The 23,535-nt window shown below is 72.5% G+C and carries 23 protein-coding genes and 1 pseudogene; 8 read left to right on the top strand and 16 right to left on the bottom strand.

Annotated elements, in window-relative coordinates; translation table 11 throughout:
- The first annotated feature begins 204 nt into the window (after positions 1 to 204).
- Positions 205 to 1,092 (top strand): RNA polymerase sigma factor SigF, encoded by an 888-nt coding sequence (locus ACWGKQ_RS27545; RefSeq protein ID WP_453294713.1) that lies wholly within the window; start codon positions 205 to 207, stop codon positions 1,090 to 1,092.
- Positions 1,093 to 1,197: 105 nt separating this feature from the next.
- On the opposite strand, the gene ACWGKQ_RS27540 is transcribed toward ACWGKQ_RS27545, so the two are convergent.
- Complete coding sequence (locus ACWGKQ_RS27540) at positions 1,198 to 1,668, bottom strand: ATP-binding protein (RefSeq protein WP_453294644.1); 471 nt, start codon at positions 1,666 to 1,668, stop codon at positions 1,198 to 1,200.
- Positions 1,669 to 2,087: 419 nt separating this feature from the next.
- Positions 2,088 to 3,347 (bottom strand): annotated as a pseudogene (locus ACWGKQ_RS27535) (DUF6777 domain-containing protein); the annotation flags it as partial.
- Positions 3,348 to 3,558: 211 nt separating this feature from the next.
- Here ACWGKQ_RS27535 and ACWGKQ_RS27530 point away from each other — a divergent pair.
- A complete protein-coding gene (locus ACWGKQ_RS27530) occupies positions 3,559 to 4,827 on the top strand; it encodes a streptophobe family protein (RefSeq protein WP_453294643.1) in 1,269 nt (422 codons plus the stop codon).
- Between the two features lie 42 nt (positions 4,828 to 4,869).
- On the opposite strand, the gene ACWGKQ_RS27525 is transcribed toward ACWGKQ_RS27530, so the two are convergent.
- From ACWGKQ_RS27525 to ACWGKQ_RS27510, 4 genes are all read right to left on the bottom strand, one after another.
- On the bottom strand, positions 4,870 to 5,793 hold the full coding sequence (locus tag ACWGKQ_RS27525; RefSeq protein ID WP_453294642.1) for a serine/threonine-protein kinase: 924 nt from the start codon (positions 5,791 to 5,793) through the stop codon (positions 4,870 to 4,872).
- Positions 5,793 to 6,341 (bottom strand): hypothetical protein, encoded by a 549-nt coding sequence (locus ACWGKQ_RS27520; protein ID WP_453294641.1) that lies wholly within the window; start codon positions 6,339 to 6,341, stop codon positions 5,793 to 5,795. The genes ACWGKQ_RS27525 and ACWGKQ_RS27520 overlap by 1 nt, the downstream gene beginning before the upstream one ends.
- 7 nt (positions 6,342 to 6,348) lie before the next feature.
- On the bottom strand, positions 6,349 to 8,688 hold the full coding sequence (locus ACWGKQ_RS27515; protein ID WP_453294640.1) for an FHA domain-containing protein: 2,340 nt from the start codon (positions 8,686 to 8,688) through the stop codon (positions 6,349 to 6,351).
- 66 nt (positions 8,689 to 8,754) lie between these two features.
- Positions 8,755 to 9,165, bottom strand: a complete 411-nt coding sequence (locus ACWGKQ_RS27510) for a hypothetical protein (protein WP_453294639.1) — start codon at positions 9,163 to 9,165, stop codon at positions 8,755 to 8,757.
- A gap of 309 nt (positions 9,166 to 9,474) precedes the next feature.
- Between ACWGKQ_RS27510 and ACWGKQ_RS27505 the strand changes: the two genes are divergently transcribed.
- A complete protein-coding gene (locus tag ACWGKQ_RS27505) occupies positions 9,475 to 9,858 on the top strand; it encodes a nuclear transport factor 2 family protein (RefSeq protein ID WP_453294638.1) in 384 nt (127 codons plus the stop codon).
- Between the two features lie 109 nt (positions 9,859 to 9,967).
- Here ACWGKQ_RS27505 and mgrA read toward each other — a convergent pair whose 3' ends face one another.
- On the bottom strand, positions 9,968 to 10,960 hold the full coding sequence (gene mgrA / locus ACWGKQ_RS27500; protein ID WP_453294637.1) for an L-glyceraldehyde 3-phosphate reductase: 993 nt from the start codon (positions 10,958 to 10,960) through the stop codon (positions 9,968 to 9,970).
- A 111-nt stretch (positions 10,961 to 11,071) separates the two neighbouring features.
- Here mgrA and ACWGKQ_RS27495 point away from each other — a divergent pair, with 111 nt between their 5' ends.
- From ACWGKQ_RS27495 to ACWGKQ_RS27485, 3 genes are all read left to right on the top strand, one after another.
- The gene (locus ACWGKQ_RS27495; protein WP_453294636.1) at positions 11,072 to 11,983 is read left to right on the top strand and encodes a LysR substrate-binding domain-containing protein; all 912 of its coding nucleotides are present in this window, start codon (positions 11,072 to 11,074) and stop codon (positions 11,981 to 11,983) included.
- A 53-nt stretch (positions 11,984 to 12,036) separates the two neighbouring features.
- Positions 12,037 to 12,324, top strand: a complete 288-nt coding sequence (locus tag ACWGKQ_RS27490; RefSeq protein ID WP_453294635.1) for a hypothetical protein — start codon at positions 12,037 to 12,039, stop codon at positions 12,322 to 12,324.
- 127 nt (positions 12,325 to 12,451) lie between these two features.
- Positions 12,452 to 12,967: a mycothiol transferase gene (locus ACWGKQ_RS27485; RefSeq protein ID WP_453294634.1), complete on the top strand. Its 516-nt coding sequence runs from the start codon at positions 12,452 to 12,454 to the stop codon at positions 12,965 to 12,967.
- On the opposite strand, the gene ACWGKQ_RS27480 is transcribed toward ACWGKQ_RS27485, so the two are convergent.
- The 9 genes from ACWGKQ_RS27480 to ACWGKQ_RS27440 form a co-directional block, all read right to left on the bottom strand.
- Complete coding sequence (locus tag ACWGKQ_RS27480; RefSeq protein WP_453294633.1) at positions 12,949 to 14,019, bottom strand: adenosine deaminase; 1,071 nt, start codon at positions 14,017 to 14,019, stop codon at positions 12,949 to 12,951. The two genes, ACWGKQ_RS27485 and ACWGKQ_RS27480, sit on opposite strands and share 19 nt — an antisense overlap.
- A gap of 38 nt (positions 14,020 to 14,057) precedes the next feature.
- Complete coding sequence (locus ACWGKQ_RS27475; RefSeq protein ID WP_453294632.1) at positions 14,058 to 14,450, bottom strand: VOC family protein; 393 nt, start codon at positions 14,448 to 14,450, stop codon at positions 14,058 to 14,060.
- 138 nt (positions 14,451 to 14,588) lie between these two features.
- Positions 14,589 to 15,521: a M48 family metalloprotease gene (locus ACWGKQ_RS27470; protein ID WP_453294712.1), complete on the bottom strand. Its 933-nt coding sequence runs from the start codon at positions 15,519 to 15,521 to the stop codon at positions 14,589 to 14,591.
- The gene (locus tag ACWGKQ_RS27465; protein WP_453294631.1) at positions 15,521 to 15,901 is read right to left on the bottom strand and encodes a BlaI/MecI/CopY family transcriptional regulator; all 381 of its coding nucleotides are present in this window, start codon (positions 15,899 to 15,901) and stop codon (positions 15,521 to 15,523) included. The genes ACWGKQ_RS27470 and ACWGKQ_RS27465 overlap by 1 nt, the downstream gene beginning before the upstream one ends.
- A gap of 329 nt (positions 15,902 to 16,230) precedes the next feature.
- On the bottom strand, positions 16,231 to 17,136 hold the full coding sequence (locus tag ACWGKQ_RS27460) for an aldo/keto reductase (RefSeq protein ID WP_453294630.1): 906 nt from the start codon (positions 17,134 to 17,136) through the stop codon (positions 16,231 to 16,233).
- 34 nt (positions 17,137 to 17,170) lie between these two features.
- Positions 17,171 to 17,881, bottom strand: coding sequence for a chitinase (locus ACWGKQ_RS27455; protein WP_453294629.1), 711 nt, complete (start codon positions 17,879 to 17,881; stop codon positions 17,171 to 17,173).
- Between the two features lie 391 nt (positions 17,882 to 18,272).
- A complete protein-coding gene (locus ACWGKQ_RS27450; protein WP_453294628.1) occupies positions 18,273 to 19,715 on the bottom strand; it encodes an aldehyde dehydrogenase family protein in 1,443 nt (480 codons plus the stop codon).
- Positions 19,716 to 19,751: 36 nt separating this feature from the next.
- Positions 19,752 to 20,945 (bottom strand): RNA polymerase sigma factor, encoded by a 1,194-nt coding sequence (locus tag ACWGKQ_RS27445; protein ID WP_453294627.1) that lies wholly within the window; start codon positions 20,943 to 20,945, stop codon positions 19,752 to 19,754.
- Positions 20,945 to 21,295, bottom strand: coding sequence for a YciI family protein (locus ACWGKQ_RS27440; protein WP_453294626.1), 351 nt, complete (start codon positions 21,293 to 21,295; stop codon positions 20,945 to 20,947). The genes ACWGKQ_RS27445 and ACWGKQ_RS27440 overlap by 1 nt, the downstream gene beginning before the upstream one ends.
- A 171-nt stretch (positions 21,296 to 21,466) precedes the next feature.
- Here ACWGKQ_RS27440 and ACWGKQ_RS27435 point away from each other — a divergent pair, with 171 nt between their 5' ends.
- Together ACWGKQ_RS27435 and purU are read left to right on the top strand one after the other, a co-directional pair.
- Positions 21,467 to 22,516: an acyl-CoA dehydrogenase family protein gene (locus tag ACWGKQ_RS27435; RefSeq protein ID WP_453294625.1), complete on the top strand. Its 1,050-nt coding sequence runs from the start codon at positions 21,467 to 21,469 to the stop codon at positions 22,514 to 22,516.
- A 141-nt stretch (positions 22,517 to 22,657) separates the two neighbouring features.
- Complete coding sequence (purU, locus tag ACWGKQ_RS27430; protein WP_453294624.1) at positions 22,658 to 23,530, top strand: formyltetrahydrofolate deformylase; 873 nt, start codon at positions 22,658 to 22,660, stop codon at positions 23,528 to 23,530.
- Positions 23,531 to 23,535 lie beyond the last annotated feature (5 nt).

Below are 23,535 nucleotides of genomic sequence, written 5' to 3'. Positions count from 1 at the left end.
CGCACCCACGGACCGTCAGCGGCTGTTTCCCGCCACCTCCGGGAACGGGGTGCATGCGTCGCGTCACCCCGGGTACCCGAGCTTCGAGGCACGCATGAGTCGTCCGGTTCCGGGTACCCGGGCCAGGGCGAGACCTGGACAGGGCCGGGACGACACCGGCCGAAGAGGCACCGCCGAACCATGAGTGACCTGGGAGAGGGAAAAATGGACACCGCCGGGATCCGGTCGGAAGCAGCGAACACCGCTCACCCCGTCGAAGCGTGGACGCCGGAGGGGGCACTCCCAGGAATCGAGGACCCGAGGGCCGTCGCCCCGCGCGACGCACGTCAGCTGTCCCGCCAGTTCTTCCAGCGGCTCGGCGAGCTGGAGGAGGGCACGCCCGAGTACCAGTACGCCCGCAACACGCTCATCGAGATGAACATGTCGCTGGTCCGGTTCGCGGCCGGACGGTTCCGCAACCGGGGCGACGACATGGAGGACATCGTCCAGACCGGGATGATCGGCCTGATCAAGGCCATCGACCGGTTCGAGCTGTCGCGCGAGGTCGAGTTCACCTCCTTCGCGCTGCCGTACATCGTGGGCGAGATCAAGCGGTTCTTCCGTGACACCACCTGGGCGGTGCACGTACCGCGCCGGCTCCAGGAGCTGCGCGTGGAGCTGGCCAAGGCGCGCGAGGAGCTCTCCAGCCGCCTGGACCGGGACCCGACCGTCGCCGAGCTCGCCACGCTCATGAACCTGTCCGAGGACGAGGTGGTCGAGGGTCAGCTGGCCTCCAACGGCTACAACTCCTCCTCCCTGGACGCCGCGCTGACCGGGGACGGCCCGGAGGACGGCGAGGCGGTGCTGGCCGACTTCATCGGCGTCGAGGAGGACGGGCTGCGGCTCGTCGAGGACTTCCAGTCGCTGGCCCCGCTCATGGCCGAGCTGAGCGAACGGGACCGGGAGATCATCCATCTGCGGTTCGTGGAGGAGGCCACCCAGGCGGAGATCGGCGAGCGGCTCGGCTGCTCCCAGATGCATGTGTCCCGCCTGATCAAGCGGATCATCACACGACTGCGTCAGGGGATGCTGGGCGAACTCGGCTGCGCCTGACGGCGGGATCCCGGGCGCCGCTCCACACCGGCACGTGGGGCGGCGCCACCGGCACATGGGGCGGCGACGTCCGCGGTCACCCACCCGGCCGCGGTGACCGGTCACTCATCCGCCCGCGGTGACCGACCCGGCGAAGCGCACCAGCGCACGCACCCGCTTGCCGACCGGCACCCGTTCGGCGGTCACCTCCGCGGCCACGGCATGGACGATCTCCAGCCCGTGCCGGCCGACCCGCTCGGGGTCCTTGGGGAAGCGCCGGGGCAGCGCGGCGCTGCTGTCGTACACGGAGACCAGGACCGCGCTGTCCGTTCCCTCCAGTTCGAGGATGTACGGGCCGTTGCTGTGCCGGTCCGCGTTGGTGACCAGTTCACTCACCACGAGGAGCAGCTCGCCGTCGGCCCGGGGGTCGATCTCGGCACACCACTCGGTCCTGAGCTGTTCCAGGAAGCGGGCCGCGAAGTCCCGCGCCTCGGCGATGCAGCCGGGCTCGCCGGTGTAGTGCGCCGCTCGTCGCAGCGGTTCCACGGGTACGTCGAAGCCAGTCGGTATCACTGCCCCGCCCAGGTGTTCGGTCATGCGTGTCTCTCCAGGAGGCCGGCCCGGCCGGTCGCTGTTGCATCCATGCTCGTACCCCGAGTGTGGTCCGACAGTCCCAGGGAATGTTCGCCGAACGCGCACAAAACAGGTCGCGCTGGTCACAGTACCGGCGAGCTGGGGCCGCCCTCGGGTCGCGGAGGCGCGGAGGTCTCCACCGAACGGGTGACCGGACCGGGGGCCGCGGAACTGGGCGGTGCCTGCTGAGCCGAGGTCGCCGGGGCCGCCGGGGCCGGGGAGGACACCGCGGACTCGGGGCCTGGCGACGCCGGGGACGGCGGGGCCAGGTGCTGCGCGGAGGACGGGGGTTCGGAGGCCGGCCCCTGCGACTTCGGGGGCTGCGACGCCGGCGACTCGTTCTTCGGGGACTCGGTGCGGGGGGACTGGTTCTCGTTCTTCGGGGGCTCGGACTTCGGCGACCCGGTCCCGGGCGACTCGGTCCTGGGCGACTCGGTCCTGGGCGACTCGGTCTTCGGTGACTCGGTCTTCGGTGACTCCGACGTGGACGAGGGCGGTTCGGAGGACGGCGGCTTCGAGGACGCGGGCGGCTTCGAGCCCGGCGACTGCGAGGACGGGGAGTTCGAGGACGGCGGCTTCGACTGCGGGGACTTGGAGCCGTTCCCCGGGCCGGGTGACGTCGACGGCCCGGACGAGGCCGGCGGGCACGGCGTGGTGCCGGGCGACCCGGGCTTGCCGGACGCGGGCGGACAGCCGTGGTGGGCCGGCGGGTTCATGGGGTCGGGATTGGCCGGGGGCCGGGCCGGGCGGTCGTGGTGCCCGGTGTGGTCGCCCCGGTGGCGGCCGAACCAGTCGTGGTGCTTGTGGTCGTAGACGACGAAGACCTTGATGATCTGTGCGGCGGGTGCGACGACGACCACGTTCGAGGGCCGGTAGGCGGGCCAGGCGGTGCCGGTGGTCCTCGGGGTGGTCCGCTGCGCGACCGGCGGGGTCAGCGGGTTGCCGCAGGCGCACCGCACCCGGGGCACGCCGCGCCCGTCGACCAGGACGGCGGTGCCCGCCTGGAGGACGGACTGGTAGGTGGTCGTACGGCCGTCGCGGTAGCCGTGGGTGGTGACCCGGGTGTCCGCGCGCAGCTGTACGGGGGTGAGGGAGCGCAGATAGGCGGGGACGCCGGACGGCTGGACGCCGACCTGCGCGGCGAACGCCTTGTTGCGGGAGGGCGAGGCCTGGAAGTACCTGACCTGCTGCTCGACATCGCAGCTGGCGCTGTCCCGGGTGCCGCTGTAGAGGCCGGGCGCCCCGCCGTCGACCCCGCGCACCTCGCTCGCCGGTGCGGCCGACCCGGCCGATGCGGCCGGGGCCGCGGACGCCGGTACGGCGGAGCTCTTCGTGGCGGTGGACTCGGTGAACGGGTCCTGGCCGGAGCTGTTGGCGGCCTGGAGGAAGACCTCGCCGTGTTTGCCGGAGCTGTCGCCCGAACGGGTGAGGACCAGGCCCAGGGCCGCGGCCACCACCACGGCGGTGGTGAGCGTCGCGACCCGGGGCACCGACTTCCACCATGGCCGGCGCGGCTCGCCGCCCTGGCCGCCGCCGTCTCCGGGCGGCTGCGAGGGGGGTTGGGAGGGTGGTCCGGAGGGCCCGGACAGGGGGCCGGAGGGGGGTCCTGTGGGGCGGCCGGACGACGGCGGTTCGACGCTCACGCGCTCATCTCCCCGGTGCAGTAAACGGCATTCATGAAAAATGCCTCATTTGGGGCATGTCGAGCCCAATGTGCGCCGGTCCGGTACCGTCCGCAAGCCGACGCGGACGGACCACCCGGCGGGCGGGGTGACCGGGTGTTGCCTAGCGTGACAGCGTGCGTCCCCGAATCGCCCCCGCGTCGCCTGCCCCCGCATCACCTCCGAGCGGCCGGTGACCGCGCCGGCCGGCCGGTCCGTGGCCCGGCACGGCTGGCTGCCGGCTTTGGCCGTGGTGCTGGCCGCGTCGCTCGCCATGCTCGTGACGGCCGCGGTGGGGCTGTGGGCGGCGGGCGCGGCCGACCTGCCGAAAGGCGCCTTCCTGCCGGTGGTCCTCGCGACCGTGGTGACCGCGGTGGGCGGCGCCGTCGAGCTGTCGGGGGACGCGGGCGAACTGGCCCGGACGAACGCCGGTCTGACGGTCGTACCGCTGTCGGTGACGCTGGTCGGGTCGCTGGTCGCCGCCGGGGGTTTCCTGCGGCCGCTGCGGCACCGGGCGGTGGCGGGGGCCGGGGAGCTGGCCGGGTGGGCGGCCCGGATCGCGGTGCTGTGGCTGCTCGCGCTGATCGGGCTGGCCTTCGGTGCCCGGCACACCTTCGCGGTGGACGTGGGCAGCGGTGTGCTCAGTGACCTCACCGACGCGCTCGACGCGGCACCGAAGGCGGGCTTCACCACGGATGTACCGCTGACGGCCGGGTTCGGACTGCTGTGGCTGGCGGGGGTCCTGCTGCTGGCGCTCCTCGTGTCGCGCGGGGCGCCGCTGCCGGGGCGCCTTGTGCGCTTCCAGGCCTCGGTACGGCCGGCGGCGTACGCGATGGTCGTGCTGGTGCTGGCGTATGTCGGCCTGGCCCTGGTGATCGCCCTGGTCGCGATGGTCACCCGCGGGCACGCCAGGCAGACCCTCGCGGTGGTCCTGCTCGGCCTGCCCAACCTCGCCTGGCTGGCCCTCACGCTCGGGCTCGGCGCCACCTGGAAGGGCAGGGTCGACGGCCCGTTCGGGCTGCCGGTGCCGAAGGTGCTCGCCGAGGTGCTGCGCACGCCGGACGTCTCGACGCTGAACCTGCGCACCGTCACCGCCCACGACGGCCGCTGGTGGTGGCTGCTCTGGGTGGCGGCGGTGCTGGTGCTGGTGGCCGCGTTGCTGATGGCGGCCCGCTCCCCGGCCCGGATCCGAGCCTGGCAGCACGCCCTGCATCTGGCGGTCGCCCTCGCGCTGACGATGCTGACACTGTGTCTGACCGGCCGGATCTCCGCCCACTACGGCCTCTCCCTGCTCGGCATCGGCGACCTGGGCGGCAATCTGTCGGGCGAGCTGCTGCTGGAGCCCGTGCTGTGGTCGGCGGTGAGCCTGGGGGCGCTGTGGGGTCTGGTCGCCGGGTTCCTGGGCGCGCTGCTGGCCCGCCGGGTGCACCGGCGGGGCGAGGTGACGGCCTCGGCGACCTGAGGCATGCCGGAAGGCTCTGCCGGTCCCAGGGGCGTGACGGTCCTAGGGGCGCCGGAAGACCGGACCCGCCCAGGGCGGCGGTCGGGAAACCGGCCGCTCGTCTCGCCGGGTGGCCGTGCGCAGGGCGGTGACGAAGGCGAGGCAGGTGGGGTAGCGGTCGTCGGGGGTCTTGGCGAGGGCCTTCGCGAAGACCTGGTCGACGGCCCTGTCGAGGTCGGGACGGGAGGCGGTGACGGCGGGCGGCTCGTCGTTGCGGTGCGCCCACAGCACGGCCGTGTCGCCCTCGCGGACGAACGGCGGACTGCCCGTCAGGATCTCGTGGACGACGCAGGCGAGACCGTACTCGTCGCAGCGGCCGTCGACCGGGCGGCCGGCGATCTGCTCCGGAGCCGCGTAGTCGAGGGTGCCGACGAACTGGCCGACGGAGGTGAAGCCGGTCAGGGACAGCGACTTCTTGGTGAGGCCGAAGTCGGTGAGGTAGACGTGCTCGGGGTGGTCGCTGTCGGTGCCCCGGGCGACCAGGATGTTGCCGGGCTTGACGTCCCGGTGGACCAGGCCGTGGTCGTGGGCGGCGTCCAGCGCGGACGCCACCTGGGCGGCGATCCGTACCGCCGCCGAAAAGGCCAACGGGCCGTCGCGGTCGAGGAGGTGGCGCAGGTCGAGGCCGTCGACGTAGCGCATGGCGATGTAGAGGACGCCGTCGGTCTCGCCGGCCTCGAAGACCGGCACGATGTGCGGGTGGTCGATCGCGGCGGCCGCCCGGGACTCGTGGCTGAAGCGCTGCCGGAAGGTGTCGTCGCGGGCGAGTTCGGGGGCCAGCAGCTTCAAGGCGACCGTGCGGTCCAGGCGCGGGTCGTGGGCGCGGTAGACGACGGCCATGCCGCCGCGGCCGAGGCGGCCCTCGATCAGGTAGCCGGCGACCTCCTTGCCGACCGGTTCCGAGAGCAGTCCGGCGGCGCCGGACATCAGCGGTCACCGTCGGGGGTGACCACCCGGGTCGGGTCATGGCCGGGGCCGTCGCCGCCCGGTCCGGTGCGGTCGGTGACGTACGTGGACAGCCGCCGCCCGTCGCCGTACACCCAGCGCTCCTCCGCCGGGTCGTACAGCCACATGGACTCCCCGTCGACCACCACGCCGATGCGCAGCCCGTGCGTGCGGCCGCGGAACGACTCGCCGTCCAGGGCACCGACGGCCAGTTCCTCGACGGCGGCCCGGTAGCCGGTGAGCGCCTCGGCGGCGTGCGCGAGGAGCGGGCGCGGGTCGCCGGCTTCGGCGGGCGGGCCGCCGGTGACGGGCGGGTCCTGGGGTACGGCGACGAGGTAACGCCCGTCGACCCAGGCGGACCAGCCGTTGGCACAGCTGATGTGCGCCCAGTCGCCGCGCCGTGCCACGAGCTGCACCGGCAGCAGCGCGTCCAGGGGCACGGTGGGCCGGCCCGGGTCGGGGGCCTCCCAGGCGGGCATGCCGTCGCCGGGGACGACATGGGTGGGCCGGAATCCTGGCGTCGTCGTCATCGGTCGCCTACTTCCGCATCACGGCCGGTTCGTGCCGGCGCAGCAGCCGCGACAGCACGCAGCCGAAGGCGACCGACAGCACCACCAGCATGAGCATGTTCCGCAGCCAGACGCCTGCCGAGTGCCGGAAGAAGGGGTCGGCGGTGAGCGTGCCGGGCACGATCCGGTGCAGTTCGACGGTGCCGGCCATGGCGCCGAGCGCCCACCGCGAGGGCACCAGCCAGGCCACCTGTTCGAGGCCGGGCACGCCGTTCAGCTTCAGCAGGGTCCCGCAGAAGACGACCTGGACGACGGTGAGCAGCACAAGGAGCGGCATCGTGACTTCTTCCTTGCGGACCAGCGCGGAGATCAGCAGGCCGAGCATCATCGCGGTGAAGGAGAGCACGGCCACGGCGACGGTGATCTCCAGCAGGGGCGGCATCAGCACCCCGTCGCCGCCGGGCGCGTTGAGGGCGACGCCGGCCAGGCCGACCTGGGTGAGCACGATCGCCTGGAGCACGGTGATGGCGCCGAGGACGACGACCTTCGACATCACGTACGCCGATCTGGGCAGGCCGACGGCTCTCTCGCGCTGGTAGATGGTCCGTTCCTTGACGAGTTCGCGCACGGCGTTGGCCGCGCCGGTCAGCACCCCGCCCACGCACAGGGTGAGCAGGGCGTTGGTCGCGGTGTCGAAGGTGAGCTTGTTCCCGGCGACGGCCCGGGCCATGGCGCCCATCACGAACGGCAGCCCGATCATGATGGCGAGGAAGGTGCGGTCGGCGGCGAGCGCGGCCGTATAGCGGCGCACCAGCGTCGAGAACTGGGCGCCCCAGCTGCGCGGCCTGGGCGGCGGGGCCGCGGCCACCGGCGCGGAGCGCGGCACCATCGGCTGCGCGCTGGAGTTCACGATGTACTTCCGGTGGTACGACGAGGCGCGGTACTCCCCCGCCCAGTCCCGGCCGGTGTCCCGCTCGAACGCCTCGAAGGCCTCGGGCCACTCGTCGAACCCGAAGAAGCCGAGGGCGTCGCCGGGCGGCCCGAAGTAGGCGGTCCGGCCGCCCGGTGCGAGGACGAGGAGGCGGTCGCACACATCGAGGCTCAGCACGCTGTGGGTGACGACGATGACGGTACGGCCGTCGTCGGCGAGGCCGCGCAGCATGTTCATCACCGAGCGGTCCATCCCGGGGTCGAGTCCGGAGGTCGGCTCGTCCAGGAAGAGCAGGGACGGTTTCGTCAGCAGCTCCAGGGCGACGCTGACCCGCTTGCGCTGGCCGCCGGAGAGGCTGTGCACGGGCTGCTCGGCGCGCTGTTCCAGGCCCAGTTCGCGGATGACCTCGTCGACCCGCTGCCGGCGCTCGGCCTTGGCGGTGTCCTCGGGGAAGCGGAGTTCGGCGGCGTAGGTGAGGGCGCTGCGCACGGTCAGCTGGACGTGCAGGATGTCGTCCTGCGGGACCAGTCCGATGCGCTGGCGCAGCTCGGCGTAGTCGCGGTAGAGGTCGCGGCCGTCGTAGAGGACGGTGCCGTGCTCGGCGGGACGCTGGCCGGTGAGGGCGTTGAGCAGCGTGGACTTGCCGGCGCCGCTCGGCCCGACCACGGCGAGCAGGGACTTCTCGCCCACCGGGAAGGAGACGTGGTCCAGCAGGATCTTGCGGCCGTGGTCGACGGCGACGGTGAGTTCCTGGACGTCGAGGGAGACCTCGCCGGTGTCGACGTACTCCTGGAGCCGGCCGTCGACCAGGCAGAACGCGGAGTGGCCGATGCCGACGACGTCCCGGGGGCCGAGCGGGGCGCGGGTGACGGCGCGGCCGTTGAGGTAGGTGCCGTTGTGGCTGTCGAGGTCGACGATCTCGTAGCTGCCGTCGGGGTGGGCGCGCAGTTCGGCGTGGTGGCGGGAGACGATCAGGTCGTCGACGACGACCTCGTTGTCGCCGGCGCGGCCGATGCGGACCGTGCGGGCCTGGAGCCGGCGTACCGAGGAAGGCTGCCGGAAGGTGCCGGTCCGGCTGGGCATCGAGACGGCGGAGGGGCGGTCCGGGGCGGGCGGCGGGCGGCCGCTCAGGACGGCGGACGGGCCGTCGGCGGGGCTGCCGAAGCGGATCACGGTGCCCGGTCCGACCTCCCACTCCCGGATGCGGCGGCCGTCGGCGTAGGTGCCGTTGGTGCTCTGCTCGTCCTCCAGCGTCCAGTGGCCTTCGTCGGGCCGCAGCACCGCGTGGTGCCACGAGACCCGGGCATCGTCGATGAAGATGTCGCTCAACGGGTCGCGCCCCACGTGGTAGTCGCGGCCCGGGCTCATCACCGTGGATCCCGTGTCGGTCTCCAGGACGAGTTCGGGCGCCGTCGAGGCGACCGGCCGCTCCGCCATGGCCAGAATTCTACCGATCCGACCTCTTGTGTGCCTGGTCACGGCCGCGGCGGCGGCCGTCACAAGTCAGGCGACGGGGACGACGAGGGCCGGGACGGTGCGCTGCATCCGGAGGGCGTCGATGGACTCGGCGAGCAGTTCGTACTCGGTGGTGTCGTCCTGGAGGGCGATCCGCACCAGGCGCCCGCCGGCCAGTTCGTCGGCGACGAGTTCCTGCCGGACCACGTCGGCACACCAGGCGCGCAGCAGGCCGGGTACGTCGGAGACGGTGTCGGCGACCGGTACGAGCGATCCCCGCGGGAACCGGGGATTCTCGGGTAAGGGGTCCAGCCGCTCCGCGATCCAGGACGCCCGGTCCCGTAACCACCACAGCGCCAGTGCCAGGGTCGGCGCACGGTAGGTGCCGAGCGGAACGCCGATGCGTTGCCCGCCGCACATGCCGTATGCCGTGACATGGCACAGGAATTCGTCGTGCACGATCACTCCCCCGTAGCTCGCCGGGGTGCCGTCGCGGCCGGGTTCCGTGCGGCTCCTGTGCGGTGAAGTGCTCCTGACATTCGAGTATGTTCACTTTCGAAACACTGTCACCACACCTTTCCGGCCAGTCTCTTGGCATATTCCCCCTGCGAATTGGCCGAAATGCGCGAGCTGTACCGGACGGCGTTCATTACCTGAGGGGTAATCGACCCGTCGCACGGACCGGGGCATGGTGGTGCCAACGGATCGCAGCAAGCCGCGATCCACCCCCTGACCAGCAGAGACGACCTCGATGGAGGCTGATTCGCCATGTCCGTGAACACCGACCGTTACCAGACCGCCGCCGCCCGCTACTTCGAGGCCTGGAACGCCACCGGGCCGGAGGCGCTGGGCAAGGCGGTCGCCGCGGCCTGGGCCCCGGAGGGCTCCTACACCGACCCGCTCGCGGATGTCGCCGGCCACGCGCAGATCACGGCCGTGATCGCGGCGGCGCACGAGCAGTTCCCGGGTTTCGTGTTCCGTCCGCTCGGGGTCACCGACGGCCACCACGACACGGCCCGCTTCCGCTGGGAACTGGTGAGCGAGGCGGACGGTTCCGCTCCGGTGGCCGGTTTTGACGTGGTCACGCTCAGTGAGGACGGCCGGATCCTCCGGGTACTGGGCTTCCTGGACCGGGTTCCGGCCGGGGCGTAGCCGGCGTCCGTCCGCCAGGCGATCGGGAAGGGGGAGGGAACACGGTGCGTGCCCCCTCCCCCTCACCACCGAACCCGTCACCGGGTGACGATCACGGCGATCGCGCCGATCACCGGTTGATGATCGCGTCGATCCGCGCCAGCTCCGCCGCGTCGAAGTCGAGGTTGCGGATGGCGCCGACGCAGTCCTCGACCTGCTGCGGGCTGCTCGCGCCGATCAGCGCCGAGGTCACCCGGCCGCCGCGCAGCACCCAGGACAGGGCGAGCTGGGCCAGGGTCTGGCCGCGGCCCTTGGCGACCTCGTCGAGGTCGCGCAGCTGGGCGACCAGGTCCTCGGTGACCGCGTCCGAGTTCAGGAACGGGCTGTCGCTCGCGGCCCGCGACCCCTCGGGGATGCCGTCGAGGTAGCGGCCGGTGAGCAGGCCCTGCTCCAGCGGGGAGAAGACGATGGAACCGACCTGGAGCTCGTCGAGGGCGTCCAGGACGCCCTCGGTCTCCGGGCGGCGGTCCAGCATCGAGTAACGCGGCTGGTGGATGAGGAGCGGGGTGCCGAGCTCGCCGAGGATCCGGGCGGCCTCGCGGGTCTGCTCCGCCGAGTAGTTGGAGACGCCGACGTAGAGCGCCTTGCCCTGCTGGACCGCCGAGTGCAGGGCGCCCATCGTCTCCTCCAGGGGAGTCTCCGGGTCCGGGCGGTGCGAGTAGAAGATGTCGACGTAGTCCAGGCCCATCCGGGTCAGGGACTGGTCCAGCGAGGACAGCAGGTACTTGCGCGAACCCCACTCGCCGTACGGGCCGGGCCACATCAGGTAGCCGGCCTTGGTGGAGATGACCAGCTCGTCGCGGTAGCCCGCGAAGTCCTCCCTGAGGGCCTCGCCGAACGCGGACTCGGCGGCACCGGGCGGCGGGCCGTAGTTGTTCGCCAGGTCGAAGTGGGTGACGCCGAGGTCGAAGGCGCGGCGCAGGATGGCGCGCTGGGTCGTCACGGGCCGGTCTGGCCCGAAGTTGTGCCACAGGCCGAGCGACAGCGCGGGGAGCTTCAGGCCGCTGCGGCCGCTGCGGCGGTACGGCATGTCGGCGTAGCGGTCGGGGTGTGCGGTGTACAACGCGACTCCAGAGGGGTGGGCACAGGATCTACCGGTTCCACTCTTTCCCGAGCCGCGGGCAGTGGTCCAACAGGAGAATCCGATGGAATTGTGCGGCTAGGCTGCTCAATCATGGAACTGCGCCACCTCCAGCATTTCGTCGCCGTCGCCGAGGACCAGCACTTCACCCGGGCCGCGGAACGGCTGATGGTGTCCCAGTCCGGCCTGTCGGCGTCCATCCGGGCCCTGGAGCGGGAGCTGCGGGCGCCGCTGTTCGTGCGGACGACCCGCCGGGTGACGCTGACCGAGGCCGGCCGGGCGCTGCTGGGCGAGGCGGAGCGCATCCTGGCCCAGGTGCGCTCCGCGCACGAGGCGGTGGCGGCGGTGCAGGGCGTGCTGCGCGGGACGCTGGCCCTGGGCACCGAGCAGTGCATCGCGGGGGTGCATGTGGCGGGGCTGCTTGCCGCGTTCCGGCGCCGGCACCCGGACGTCGAGATCCGGCTGCGGCAGGCCGGTTCGGGCGCGCTGGCCGAGGAGGTGGCCGCGGGCCGGCTCGACCTGGCCTTCGCCTACCGCACCCAGGACGACACCGACCAGCTGCGTTCGGTGTCCCTGACCGGCGAGCCGATGACGGTGCTGTGCCATCCCAGCCACCGGCTGGCGACGGCCGGCGTGGCCGTGACCCCGGAGGACCTCGGCGGCGAGGTGTTCGTCGACTTCCACCCGGACTGGGGCCCGCGCCGCACGACCGACGCGGCCTTCGCCTCGGCGGGCGTACGGCGGACGGTCGCCCTGGAGGTCAACGATGTGCACAGCCTCCTGGACCTGGTCGACGAGAACCTGGGCGTCGCCGTCGTACCCCGCCACTTCCGCCACAAGCGCCCCGCGCTGACCGCGCTCGCGCTGAAGGGCACGGACGAGGCCGCGTACGAGACGGCCGCCCTGCTGCCGCCCGAGACGGCCACCAGCCCGGCGGCCCGGGCGCTGATCACCCTCCTCGAAACGGGAGGCCTCGCCGCACCCCCGGACGGGGCCTGGCCCTGACGCCACGTCCGCCCGGGCGGGGCGGCCGGATTCTCGGTGTGTAGCTTCACGCCATGCCCATCGCTCTCGGCGTCCTCGGCGCCCTTGCGGCTCTGCTGGCCGCGGTCAACGGACTTCAGGTCCTTCTCGGCCGGCAACTCGTCCGGCCTTCGGCGAGCAGGCGTTCCGCTCGGCAGCTCCGAGCCGAGTCGGCCGCTGCCGCCGTGGCCATGGTCGGTGCTTCCTTGGCGGTGTTCGGCGTTCCGATGGGTGGCCGATGGGCCGCGCTCGGCGCTCTCGTCATGCTGGTGGGCTGGACTGTGCTGGTGCTGGTTCGCAGGCGGTTCACCGCCCGGTCGTAGCCGCGTCGAACGGGGTGCGGAGGCGCCGTTCAGTTGCCGTCGCCGACCGGACGAGTCCCGGCGGGCGTCCCGGTGCGGAAGCCGGATTCCGTGGGCATGACGGCCTTCGATGCGCGATCGTGGTCGCATGCATGCAAGGGACATCCTCATCGACGGCTTCGGCCGCATCCAGGAAGAAGTCCACGCCGCCCTCGACGGCGCCGGCCCCGACCTGCTCAACAGGCGCCCCGCCCCCGGCGCCAACTCCATCACCTGGCTGGTCTGGCACCTCACCCGGGTCCAGGACGACCACATCGCCGACGCCTTCGACCTCGACCAGGTGTGGCTGGCCCAGGGCTGGGAGAAGCGTTTCGGCCTCGACCTGCCGCCCCGGGACCACGGGTACGGCCACACGCCCGCCGACGTCGCGAAGGTCACGGTGGACTCCGCCGACCTGCTGACCGGCTACTGCGACGCGGTGCACGAGCAGACCCTGGGGGTGCTGCGCGAGCTCCCCGCCGCCGACCTCGGACGGATCGTGGACACCCGCTGGGATCCGCCGGTCACACTGGGCGTGCGGCTGGTGAGCGTCCTGTCCGACGACCTCCAGCACGTCGGACAGGCGGCCTATCTGCGCGGCCTGCTTCAGAGCGCGGCGGCGTAACCGGGCAGGACGACGTCCTCGATGAGGGCCTTGCGCTCGTCGAACGGGATGAACGCGCTCTTCACGGCGTTCACCGTGACCGCGCGCAGGTCCTCGACGGTCCAGCCGGCCTCCTCGACCAGCAGGGACGCCTCCCGGGTCATCGTCGTACCGGAGACCAGCCGGTTGTCGGTGTTGAGGGTGACCCGGAAGCCCAGCTCCTTCAGCGCGGTGATCGGGTGCTCGGCGATCGAGGTGGCGCAGCCGGTCTGGAGGTTGGAGGTGGGGCACATCTCCAGGGCGATACGGCGGTCGCGCACCCAGCCCGCGAGGCGGCCCAGCTTGCCGTCGACGATGTCCTCGGTGATGCGGACACCGTGCCCGATGCGCTGGGCGCCGCAGGCCTGGATCGCCTGGTGGATGCTGGGCAGGCCGAAGGCCTCACCGGCGTGGATCGTGAACGGCACGCTCTCGCCGCGCAGCAGCTCGAAGGCGTCCAGGTGGTCGGCGGCCGGGAAGCCGTCCTCGGCACCGGCGATGTCGAAGCCGACCACACCCGCGTCCCGGTAGGCGACGGCCAGCTCGGCGGCCTCGCGGACCCGGTCGAACATGCGCATGCCGCAGAGCAGCGTGCCGACACGGACGGGCGTGCCGGCGGCGGCCGCCGTCGCCATCCCCGCCGCGAGACCCTCCTGCACGGCCTCCACGACCTCGTTGAGCGTCAGCCCGCTCTTCACGTTCAGCTCGGGCGCGTAGCGCACCTCGCCGTACACCACGCCGTCGGCGGCGAGGTCGAGGACGTACTCCTCGGCGACGCGCCGCAGCGCGTCCTTGGTCTGCAGCACCGCGAGGGTGTGCTCGAAGGTGGCTATGTAGCGGACCAGGTCGCCGGAGTTGGCGGCCTCGACGTACCAGGCGGCCAGCTCGTCGGGGTCGGTGGTGGGCAGGGTGTGACCGACCTCGGCCGCGAGCTCGACCAGGGTGGCGGGGCGCAGGCCGCCGTCGAGGTGGTCGTGCAGGACGGCCTTGGGAAGGCGACGGATCACATCTGCATCTACGCGCGTAGCGGTCATGGTGGAGCTTTCCTCGGCAGGTGGTTCGGGGTGATCGGTCAGGCGGCGGGCTGGAGCAGGTCCCAGCGGTTTCCGTAGAGGTCCTGGAAGACGGCGACACTGCCGTAGGGCTCGTGCCGCGGCTCTTCCAGGAAGGTCACGCCGGCGGCAGTCATCCGGGCGTGGTCGCGGGCGAAGTCGTCGGTGTGCAGGAAGAACCCGACGCGGCCGCCCGTCTGGTCGCCGACGCGGGCGCGCTGCTCCTCGTCCTTGGCCCGGGCCAGCAGCAGCCCGGTGCCCTGGCCCTGCGCGCCGGGTTCCACGACGACCCAGCGGGAGCCGTCGGGCCGCGGCGCATCCTCGACGAGCCGGAACCCGAGGGCCTCGGTGTAGAAGCGGATCGCCTCGTCGTAGTCGCCGACGACAAGGGTGACCAGGGCGACGCGTCGCATGGGGGCCTTTCGGTGGATCGGTTAGCGGGAGAGGTTATACGTAAAACTAAACGGACGCCAGTCGAAGCGCCCCGTAAGGGGCGCGGGGAACTGCGCGACCAGCCCCCACCGGCCCGCAGCCGACCATCGACGCGGCCCTTACCGCTCCGCCTCCCCCTGCGCGACCTCCACCCGATGATGAAAGTCGATCATCCCGCTCGCGGAAGCGACGCACGACAGCCCGGCGCAAGCCACCAGCAGCAGCACCGCGACCCACGCCCCGGCCCGCCGCCCCACCCGCGGAGCGGTCAGCAGCGCCTGCACCCGCTGCGACACCGGCCCGGACGCGGCACCCGACACGAACGCCGGCCGCTCCACGCCCCCGCCCTGCCCCGCGAGCGCCGCCCGGGCGATGGCGCGGGCCGTCAGCCGCCGGTCCCCCACCGCGTTCGCCGCGGCCTCGTCGGCGGCCCGCTCGACGGCCAGCCGAATGACGTCCCGGACCGGGCGCAGCGCCGGATGGCAGTGCGCCGCGAGCTCGGCCGCGGCGAGGAAGTAATGGTGGCCGCCCGCGTTGTGGGCCCGTTCGTGCGCGAACAGCGCCTCCCGCTCGCTTCCGTCGAGGCTGCGCAGCATCCCGGTGGTGACCACGATCCGGTGCGGCCTGCCGGGCAGCGCGTACGCGTCCGGGGACGGCGAGTCGACCACGCACAGATCACCGGCCGCGGGCCCTCGCCCGGCCTCCGTGCGGGCCGCGCGGAAGGCACGGACCTGGTGGAGTACCGACCGCGCGAGCGTCCAGGCGCACACGGCGAGGCCGCCCACCGACACGGCCGCCAGCGGCAGCACGTAACGGTCGGAGGCGGTGTGCAGCGGCCGGATCAGCTCGCCGAGCGCGGCGAAGAACGGCAGCTTGAGCAGCCCGGTGAGGACGAACGCGCCGAGCGCGGCGAGCGAGCATCCCGCGAGGACGACGGCCGAGCCGGTGACCGCCCGGAGCACGACGACGGGGGCCAGCCGGTCCAGGGCCCGCCGGGCCAGGGGCGGCAGGGCGAACGGCAGCAGCAGCGGCAGGATCAGGAGTGCGATCATCATCCACCGGGTTGCTCGTCGGCTTCGAGCAGGCCGCGCAGGACCCGCTCGTCGTCCGGGCTGAGCTGGGCGACGAAGCGGGCGAGCACGGTCTCCCGGTCGGCGTCCCGGTCGAGCTCGGTGTGCATTCGCTTCGCGGTCAGGCCCTGCGCGTCCTGGACGGGTACGTAGGCGTAGCCGCGGCCCTGGCGGTGCCGCTCGACCACGCCCTTGTCGTGCAGCCGGGTCAGGATCGTCGTCACCGTCGTACGGGCCAGGGCGGTGCCGAGGCTCCGCTGCACCTGTCCGGGGGTCTGGGGCGCACCGGCGGCCCAGAGAGCCGCCATGACGCTCGCCTCCAGTTCGCCGGCGGGCCGGCGTTCGTCCTTCCCGTCGGCCATGGAAGGTTCCTCACCCCTTCTTCGTCCTCGGTCCGTGGACCGTCTACGCCAGTGTAGTCAGCTCAGCCCGGCGGCGACCGTCGCCCGTGAGCCCATTATGGGGAGCCCGTCGCGGGAGGGGGCGTCGTCGCAGGCCGGGCCCCCGGCCGACGTGCCGGAGGCGGCGGCCGGGGCGCTGCGGGCGAAGACGGGCTGGGACCCGCGCGGACAGCCTGTCGTACGCCGTCTTCCGGATCCGGCCGTATGCGGTGCAGGCCTGGTGCGGGGTGCACGAACTGGGTGGCCGGCAGCTGATGCGGGACGGGGTGCGGGCGGGCCGAGCCGGGCCGTCAACCGGCCCTGGTGTGGAGGGCGTTCAGCCGGGTCAGTTCGTTCTCGGTGAGCCGGATGGCACCGGCCGCCACGTTCTCGGCCAGGTGGTCCGGGTTGCCGGTACCGGGGATGGCGAGGACGTGCGCGCCCTGGTGCAGGGTCCAGGCGAGGCGGATCTGCGCGGGGGTGGCGTCGTGGGCGCGGGCGACGGCGAGGACCTCGTCGTCGTGGGCCTCGGCGACACCGCCCGCCCCGGCCTCGCCCGCGACGGCGAAGAACGGTACGAAGGCGATGCCCCGTTCGCCGCAGACGCGGACCAGTTCGTCGGTGTCCGGGTCCCGGGTGTCGAGCCCCCAGCGGTTCTGCACGCACACCACGGGGGCGATGGCCAGCGCCTCGTCGAGATGGCGCGGTTCGACGGCCGAGACCCCGAGGTGCCGGATCAGGCCGGCCTCGCGGAGTTCGGCGAGGGCGCCGAAGTGCTCGGCGATCGAGTCCTGGCCCATCCGGCGGAGGTTCACGACGTCGAGGTGGTCGCGGCCGAGCTGGCGCAGGTTCTCCTCGACGTGCCCGCGCAGCTGGTCGGGGCGGGCCGAGGCGCCCCACTCGCCGGAGTAGTCGCGGAACGGGCCGACCTTGGTGACGACGACCAGGTCCTTCGGGTACGGGGACAGGGCGGTGTTGATGAGTTCGTTGGCCGAGCGCAGGGTGGAGAAGTAGAAGGCCGCCGTGTCGATGTGGTTCACACCGAGTTCGACGGCCTTGCGCAGGACGGCGGTCGAACGGGCGCGGTCGCTCGGGATGCCGTGGGGGAAGGCGATGCTGCCCGTCAGCCGCATCGCGCCGAAGCCGAGGCGGTGGACGGGCAGGTCGCCGAGTTTCCAGGTGCCGGACGCGTCCGCGGTGATCGTTTCGGAGGTCATCGACGGAGTCTGGCACACGGTCCTGACGAACAGGTCAGCAGTAGAGGTTGCTGCCGGCCGGGACACCGAGGATCTGGGTGAACTTCTGGTAGGCGCTGACCCGGCTCTGCACCTGCGCGGGGTTCTTGCCGTCGCACTCCAGGGATCCGTTGATGCTGCGGATGGTCTGGCCGAAGCCGGCCTGGTTGACCATGGCGTTGTGGCCGGTCATGGTGCCGGGGCCCTTCTGGGTGTTCCAGTACCACAGGCCGGTCTTCCAGGCGACGGCAGAGTTGTTCTGAACCTGCCAAGGATTGTTGAGGAGGTCGATGCCGAGCGCGTCGCCCGCGGCCTTGTAGTTGAAGTTCCAGCTGAGCTGGATGGGGCCGCGCCCGTAGTAGGCGGACTGGCCCGCGGGGCAGCCGTAGGACTGGCTCCAGTCGCAGTAGTGCGAGTAGTTGGCGGTGTTCTGCTCGACGATGTAGACCAGTCCGCCGGTCTCGTGGCTGACGTTGGCCAGGAAGGCGGCGGCCTCCTGCTTCTTGACGGTGTCGCTGCCGGTGTTGGCGAACGCCGGGTAGGCGCTGAGGGCGGCGGTGAGGCCGCTGTAGCTGTAGAAGGAATTCCGGCTCGGGAACATCTGGTTGAACTGCGCCTCGCTGACGACGAAGCCGGCGGCGGAGGCCGAGGGGGCCGCCTGGAACACCAGGACGGAGCCGCCTATGGCGAGCGAGGTCAGGAGCGCGGCGATACGGTGCCTCGACACGGGTCAACTCCTTCGCGGAGCACGGCCGCGCCCCTGGAAAAGGGGTGCGGCCGCGGTGGGGGGTGTGAGGCACACTCAACTGCCTTGGTCTGTACCAGTCAAGGGTGTAGACCAGTCAACCAGTCCTGGGCTCCTGAGCCGTGGCATCCGCAATCGCGGCCGGAAACAAGGGAGTCGGGAATCCACCGCGGCCGAAGGGAGCAGCCGGCGGCACGGCGTGGACGCATCGTCGCGGCCGCACACCGGGCAAGCCCGGGCAACCGCCCGGCAGAGCAGCGGTCGGACCCCGCCACCCCTTCGCGGCACCACGACCGCCGCCCGCACCGCACCGCGACACCGGTCGGGCCCGGCCGTGTCGGTGCGGTCCGGGCCCGGAGGGTGGCGGAGGGGGTCAGCCGAGGGGCTTGGCGAGGACGGCCTTGCGGTGGCTGAAGGTGTCGATGGAGTAGCGGCCGTGGTAGCTGCCCATGCCGCTCTCCCCCACCCCGCCGAACGGCAGGTCGGAGACGGTGAGATGGGCGACCGGGAGGCCGTGGCCGAGGGCGCCGGAGGAGGTCTCGGCGGCGAACCGGTCCCGGGTGCCGTCGGACTCGCTGAACACGTAGAGCGCGAGGGGCTTGTCGCGGTCGTTGACGAAGCCGATCGCGCTGTCCAGGTCCGGGACGGTCACGATGGGCAGGATCGGACCGAAGATCTCCTCCCGCATCACGGGAGACTCCGGGTCGACGTCGGTGAGCACCGTGGGCGCGATGTACCTGGCCGCGCGGTCGGTGTCGCCGCCGACGGCCACCCGGCCCGAGCCGAGCAGTCCGCTGAGCCGGTCGAAATGGCGCTCGTTGACGATCCGGCCGTACTCGCCGGACTCCTTGGGCTCGCTGCCGAACAGCTCCTGGACGGCCTTGGCCAGGGCGGGCTCCAGGGCCTTGGCCGTCTCCGGGTCGGTCAGGACGTAGTCGGGGGCCACACAGGTCTGACCGGCGTTGAGGAACTTGCCGCGCGCCAGCCGCTGCGCGACGACGGCGAGGTCGGTGTCGCGGTCGACGAACGCCGGGGACTTGCCGCCGAGTTCGAGGGCCACCGGGGTGAGGTGCTCGGCGGCGGCGCGCATCACGATCCGGCCGACCACGCCGTTGCCGGTGTAGAAGATCTGGTCGAAGCGCTCGGCGAGCAGGGCCGTGGTCTCCGGGATACCGCCCTCGACGACGGCGACCGCCTCGGTGTCGAGGTAGGCCGGGAGCAGCCGGGCCAGTACGGCCGAGGTCGCGGGGGCCACCTCGCTGGGCTTGGCGACGACCGCGTTGCCGGCGGCGAGGGCACCGGCCACGGGGGCGAGCAGCAGCTGGGCCGGGTAGTTCCACGGGGCGATGACGAGGACGACGCCCAGCGGGTCGTACTGCGTCCAGGCGGTCGTGTCGCCACCCAGGTGCGCCGGGACGGGGGCGGGCTCCGGGCGCAGCCACTCGTCCAGGTGCTCCAGGGTGTGGTCGATCTCCCGGATGGTGAAGTCGATCTCGGAGCCGTAGGCCTCGCGGGTGCTCTTGCCCAGGTCCGCATGGAGGGCGGCGGCGATCTCCGCGCCGCCCTCCGTGAGCATGGCGCGCAGCCGGCGGAGCTGGCCGGTGCGCCACTCGATCGGCTTGGTGCGGCCGGTGCGGAAGGTGGCGCGCAGCCGGGCCACGACGTCGGCGGGCTGCTCGGGGGTGGGCTGGTTCACGGATGCCTCGCTGGTGGTGCGCACGGGCCCGGGAGGCCCGGCTACGGTCTCGAGGACGCGAAGGCCTCGACGGTCAGATGTACTTTGCAACCATTCATGGTCAGAAGTAAATTCCGGCATCCCGAAACTACTGCGCTTGACAAAGATCACACCTGGTCAGCCGGTGAGTTCGCCCCGCCTGCGTGCGAGGTGTGCCCGTTCGGGCACGCTGTGGGCGAGCGCGATGGCGGCGTCGTACTCGGCCACCGCCTCGGCGTCCCGGCCGAGCCGGCGCAGCAGGTCGGCGCGGACGGCGTGCAGCACGTGGTACCCGGGCAGGTCGATCGCATCCACCAGTTTCAGTGCCGCGGCCGGGCCCGCGACCTCGGCGACCGCGACCGCCCGGTTCAGCGCGACGACCGGGCTCGCGGCGACGGCCATGAGCTGGTCGTACAGCCGCAGGATCTGCCCCCAGTCGGTGGCCTCGGCGGTGGCCGCGTCGCTGTGCACGGCGTTGATCGCGGCCTGGATCTGGTAGGGCCCGGGCCGGTTGCGGCGCAGGCACCGCCGGACGAGGTCCTGCCCCTCGGCGGTCAGCTCCCCGTCCCACCGCCCGCGGTCCTGCTCGGGCAGCGGCACCAACTCGCCCTCCACCGGCTCCCGGGCGGGCCGCCGGGCCTCGACGAGCAGCATCAGCGCGAGCAGCCCGGCCACCTCGGGCTCGTCCGGCATCAGCTCGTACAGCAGTCGTCCCAGGCGTACGGCTTCGGCGCACAGCGCGGGATCGCCGCCGTAGCCCTCGTTGAAGACGAGGTAGACGACGGCCAGTACCCCGTTCAGCCGGTCGGGCAGGTCGGCGTCCTTCGGTACCCGGTACGGGATCCCCGCGTCGCGGATCTTCGCCTTCGCGCGCACCAGGCGCTGGGCGAGGGTGGGCTCGGGGACCAGGAAGGCGCGGGCGATCCGGGCCGTGCCGAGCCCGCCGAGCAGGCGCAGGGTCAGGGCGACCCGGGACTGGAGGGCGAGCGCGGGGTGGCAGCAGGTGAAGATCAGCCGGAGCCGTTCGTCGCGCACGGGGCCCTCCTCGGCCGGTGGGTCGGGCGCGTTAAGCCGGGCGGCCTCGGCGTGCCGGGCGTCCCGGGAGGACTCGCGGCGCAGCCGGTCGATCGCGCGGTTGCGGGCGGTGGTGATGATCCAGCCGGCCGGGCTCGGCGGCACCCCGGCGCGCGGCCAGCTGTCCAGCGCCGTGGTGAAGGCGTCCTGGACCGCTTCCTCGGCGAGGTCGATGTCGCCGAGGAAGCGGACGAGGACCGAGACCGCGCGCCCGTACTCGGCGCGGAAGACGGCCTCGACGTCGGCGGCTTCCGCCATCAGTGCTGGTCCACGAAGGGCCGTACCTCGATGGGGAGGGTGGTGGCGAGAGCGGCCTTGCGGCCCCACTCCAGGGCGGCGTCGAGGTCCTCGGCGCGGATGAGGCAGAGCCCGCCCAGGTACTCCTTGCCCTCGGCGTAGGGGCCGTCGGTGATCAGTACGTCGCCGCCCTCGGGCCGCAGCACGGTGGCCGTCTCCGGACCGTGCAGGCCGCCCGCGAAGACCCAGGCGCCGGCGGCGCGCAGCTCGTCGTTGAAGGCCTCGACGTCACGCGTGATCGCGGCGAGCGCGTCGGGCGAGGGCGGGGTGCCGTCGGCCGGCTGGACCACGCTGAGCAGGTAGTGCTTCATGTTGTTCTCCTCGGTCGTCGTGAGGTTTTCCGTGAGGATTTCCGTGGAGTGATCCGCGGGGTGCTCCGCGGGGTGCTCCGTGGGGTGCTCCGTGGGGTGTTCTCGCCTTCTACACGAACGGCAGGCCACCGGATCGACACCTCGCGCCAGGCAGCCGGAAGAATCTTCGCCATGACCATCGCCGCACATCCGCTCGTCGCCCGCGCCCGGGAACTCGCCGACGGCCTCCTCTCCCCCGCCGCCGAGCGCGTCGACCAGGAGGGCGTCCCCGTGAGCCACATCGAGGCGGTCAAGCGCTCGGGCCTGCTCGGGGTGAGCGCGCCGGTGGCGTACGGCGGCTCGGCGGCGCCCGCGGCCGTGGTGCGGGAGACGGCGGAGATCCTGGCCGGGGCGTGCTGCTCGACCTGGTTCGTGCAGACGCAGCACCAGACGCCGGTGCTGACCCTGGCGGGGACCGACCTGCCGGTGCGGGAACGCCTGCTGGGCCCGCTGGCGCGCGGTGAACTGCTGTCGGGGGTGGCGTACGCGCATCTGCGGTCGTATCCGCGGATCCCCGTGCGGGTACGGCGGCAGGCGGACGGCTGGCGCTTCGACGGCACCGTCCCCTGGTACACCGGCTGGGGCCTGAACGACGTGCTGCTGCTGGCCGGGGTGACCGAGGACGACGAGGCCCTGTTCGCCTTCGTCGAGGCACGGGAACAGCCGGGCCTGCGGCCGTCGGAGCCGATGCGCCTGGCGGCCCTCACCGCGTCCCGGACGGTCTCCCTGGACCTGGACGGGCTGCGGGTCCCGGAGGACGCGGTCGCGCTCCGGATGCCGTACGCGCGGTGGGCGGCGGCGGACCGTCCCAAGCCCCGCAACGCCAACCCGGCGGTCTTCGGGATCACGGCCGCGGCACTGGCGCTGGTGCCGGAGGAGTACGCCGCTCCCCTGCGGGCGCGTCTCGGCGAGGTCCGCCGACGGGCCTACGCGCTCGCCGACCACCCGGTGCCCGGTGAGTACGCGGAAGAGCGGCTGGCGCTGCGGGCGGAGGCGTTCGCGCTGCTGCGGACGGCCACGACGGCGGCCGTGGTGACGGGCGGCGGCCGGGCGATGTCCCTGGACCAGCGTGCCCAACGGCTGGCCAGGGAGGGCCTGTTCCTGCTGGTCCAGGGCCAGACGAGCGAGTCACGCACGGCCCATCTGGAGCGGCTCGCGGAGCGGCACCGGGCCGGCGGCTGACCGGACCGGCACGGAGATGCGTTGCGTATCGCACAGAGTGATGCGTCAAGTAGAACATGCCCCCTTGACCCGCCAACCGTCTTGGCTGGACGATGTTGCGTATAACCCACATCGTTGCGCAGTGCGCATCAGGAGGATGTCATGTCTCCTAGACCGCAGCCCGGCCGCGAGTTCGTCCTCACCCTGTCCTGTCCCGACCGGGCCGGTCTGGTCCACGCCGTCACCGGCTTCCTGGTCGGCCACGGCGGCAACATCCTGGAGAGCCAGCAGTTCGACGACCGGCTGGAGGACCGCTTCTTCATGCGGGTGCACTTCGACGTCCCGGACGGTGCCGTCTCACTGGACGAGCTGCGGACCGGTTTCGCCCCGGTCGCCGAAGAGCACCGGATCACCTGGCGGCTGAACGACGCGTCGACCCCGACCCGCACCCTGATCATGGTGTCGAAGTTCGGCCACTGCCTGAACGACCTGCTGTTCCGCAGATCCACGGGCGCGCTCAACATCGAGATCCCGGCGATCGTCTCCAACCACCGCGACTTCGAGCCGCTGGCCCGCACCTACGGCATCCCCTTCCACCACATCCCGGTGACGCCCGACACCAAGGCCGAGGCGGAGGCCCGGCTGCTGCGTCTCGTCGGCGAACTGGACGTCGACCTCGTGGTGCTCGCCCGGTACATGCAGATCCTCTCCGACGACCTGTGCAAACAGCTCGACGGCCGGGCCATCAACATCCACCACTCCTTCCTGCCGAGCTTCAAGGGGGCCCGGCCGTACGTCCAGGCGCACCGGCGCGGCGTCAAGCTCGTGGGCGCCACGGCGCACTATGTGACACCCGATCTGGACGAGGGCCCGATCATCGAGCAGGACGTCGTACGGGTGAGCCACTCGCACGCCCCCGACGAACTGGTCGCGCTGGGCCGTGACGTGGAGGCCCAGGTCCTGGCCCGCGCCGTGCGGTGGCACAGCGAGAGCCGGGTACTGGTCAACGGCCGCTGCACGGTCGTCTTCCGCTGACAGCC

This window comes from Streptomyces sp. NPDC054770 (assembly GCF_053611985.1).
This window is presented reverse-complemented; position numbering and strand designations above follow the sequence as displayed.

Excerpts from the sequence above, each read along its gene's own strand:
- ACWGKQ_RS27460 (WP_453294630.1), bottom strand. The coding sequence starts at position 17,136 with ATGACCTCCGAAACGATCACCGCGGACGCGTCCGGCACCTGGAAACTC.
- ACWGKQ_RS27465 (WP_453294631.1), bottom strand. The coding sequence starts at position 15,901 with ATGGCCGACGGGAAGGACGAACGCCGGCCCGCCGGCGAACTGGAGGCG.
- ACWGKQ_RS27435 (WP_453294625.1), top strand. The coding sequence starts at position 21,467 with ATGACCATCGCCGCACATCCGCTCGTCGCCCGCGCCCGGGAACTCGCC.
- ACWGKQ_RS27540 (WP_453294644.1), bottom strand. The coding sequence starts at position 1,668 with ATGACCGAACACCTGGGCGGGGCAGTGATACCGACTGGCTTCGACGTA.
- ACWGKQ_RS27470 (WP_453294712.1), bottom strand. The coding sequence starts at position 15,521 with ATGATCGCACTCCTGATCCTGCCGCTGCTGCTGCCGTTCGCCCTGCCG.
- ACWGKQ_RS27490 (WP_453294635.1), top strand. The coding sequence starts at position 12,037 with ATGCCCATCGCTCTCGGCGTCCTCGGCGCCCTTGCGGCTCTGCTGGCC.
- ACWGKQ_RS27485 (WP_453294634.1), top strand. The coding sequence starts at position 12,452 with ATGCATGCAAGGGACATCCTCATCGACGGCTTCGGCCGCATCCAGGAA.
- ACWGKQ_RS27440 (WP_453294626.1), bottom strand. The coding sequence starts at position 21,295 with ATGAAGCACTACCTGCTCAGCGTGGTCCAGCCGGCCGACGGCACCCCG.
- ACWGKQ_RS27480 (WP_453294633.1), bottom strand. The coding sequence starts at position 14,019 with ATGACCGCTACGCGCGTAGATGCAGATGTGATCCGTCGCCTTCCCAAG.
- ACWGKQ_RS27545 (WP_453294713.1), top strand. The coding sequence starts at position 205 with ATGGACACCGCCGGGATCCGGTCGGAAGCAGCGAACACCGCTCACCCC.
- ACWGKQ_RS27445 (WP_453294627.1), bottom strand. The coding sequence starts at position 20,945 with ATGGCGGAAGCCGCCGACGTCGAGGCCGTCTTCCGCGCCGAGTACGGG.
- ACWGKQ_RS27515 (WP_453294640.1), bottom strand. The coding sequence starts at position 8,688 with ATGGCGGAGCGGCCGGTCGCCTCGACGGCGCCCGAACTCGTCCTGGAG.
- ACWGKQ_RS27450 (WP_453294628.1), bottom strand. The coding sequence starts at position 19,715 with ATGCCGGAATTTACTTCTGACCATGAATGGTTGCAAAGTACATCTGAC.
- ACWGKQ_RS27520 (WP_453294641.1), bottom strand. The coding sequence starts at position 6,341 with ATGACGACGACGCCAGGATTCCGGCCCACCCATGTCGTCCCCGGCGAC.
- ACWGKQ_RS27525 (WP_453294642.1), bottom strand. The coding sequence starts at position 5,793 with ATGTCCGGCGCCGCCGGACTGCTCTCGGAACCGGTCGGCAAGGAGGTC.
- ACWGKQ_RS27495 (WP_453294636.1), top strand. The coding sequence starts at position 11,072 with ATGGAACTGCGCCACCTCCAGCATTTCGTCGCCGTCGCCGAGGACCAG.
- ACWGKQ_RS27505 (WP_453294638.1), top strand. The coding sequence starts at position 9,475 with ATGTCCGTGAACACCGACCGTTACCAGACCGCCGCCGCCCGCTACTTC.
- purU (WP_453294624.1), top strand. The coding sequence starts at position 22,658 with ATGTCTCCTAGACCGCAGCCCGGCCGCGAGTTCGTCCTCACCCTGTCC.
- ACWGKQ_RS27475 (WP_453294632.1), bottom strand. The coding sequence starts at position 14,450 with ATGCGACGCGTCGCCCTGGTCACCCTTGTCGTCGGCGACTACGACGAG.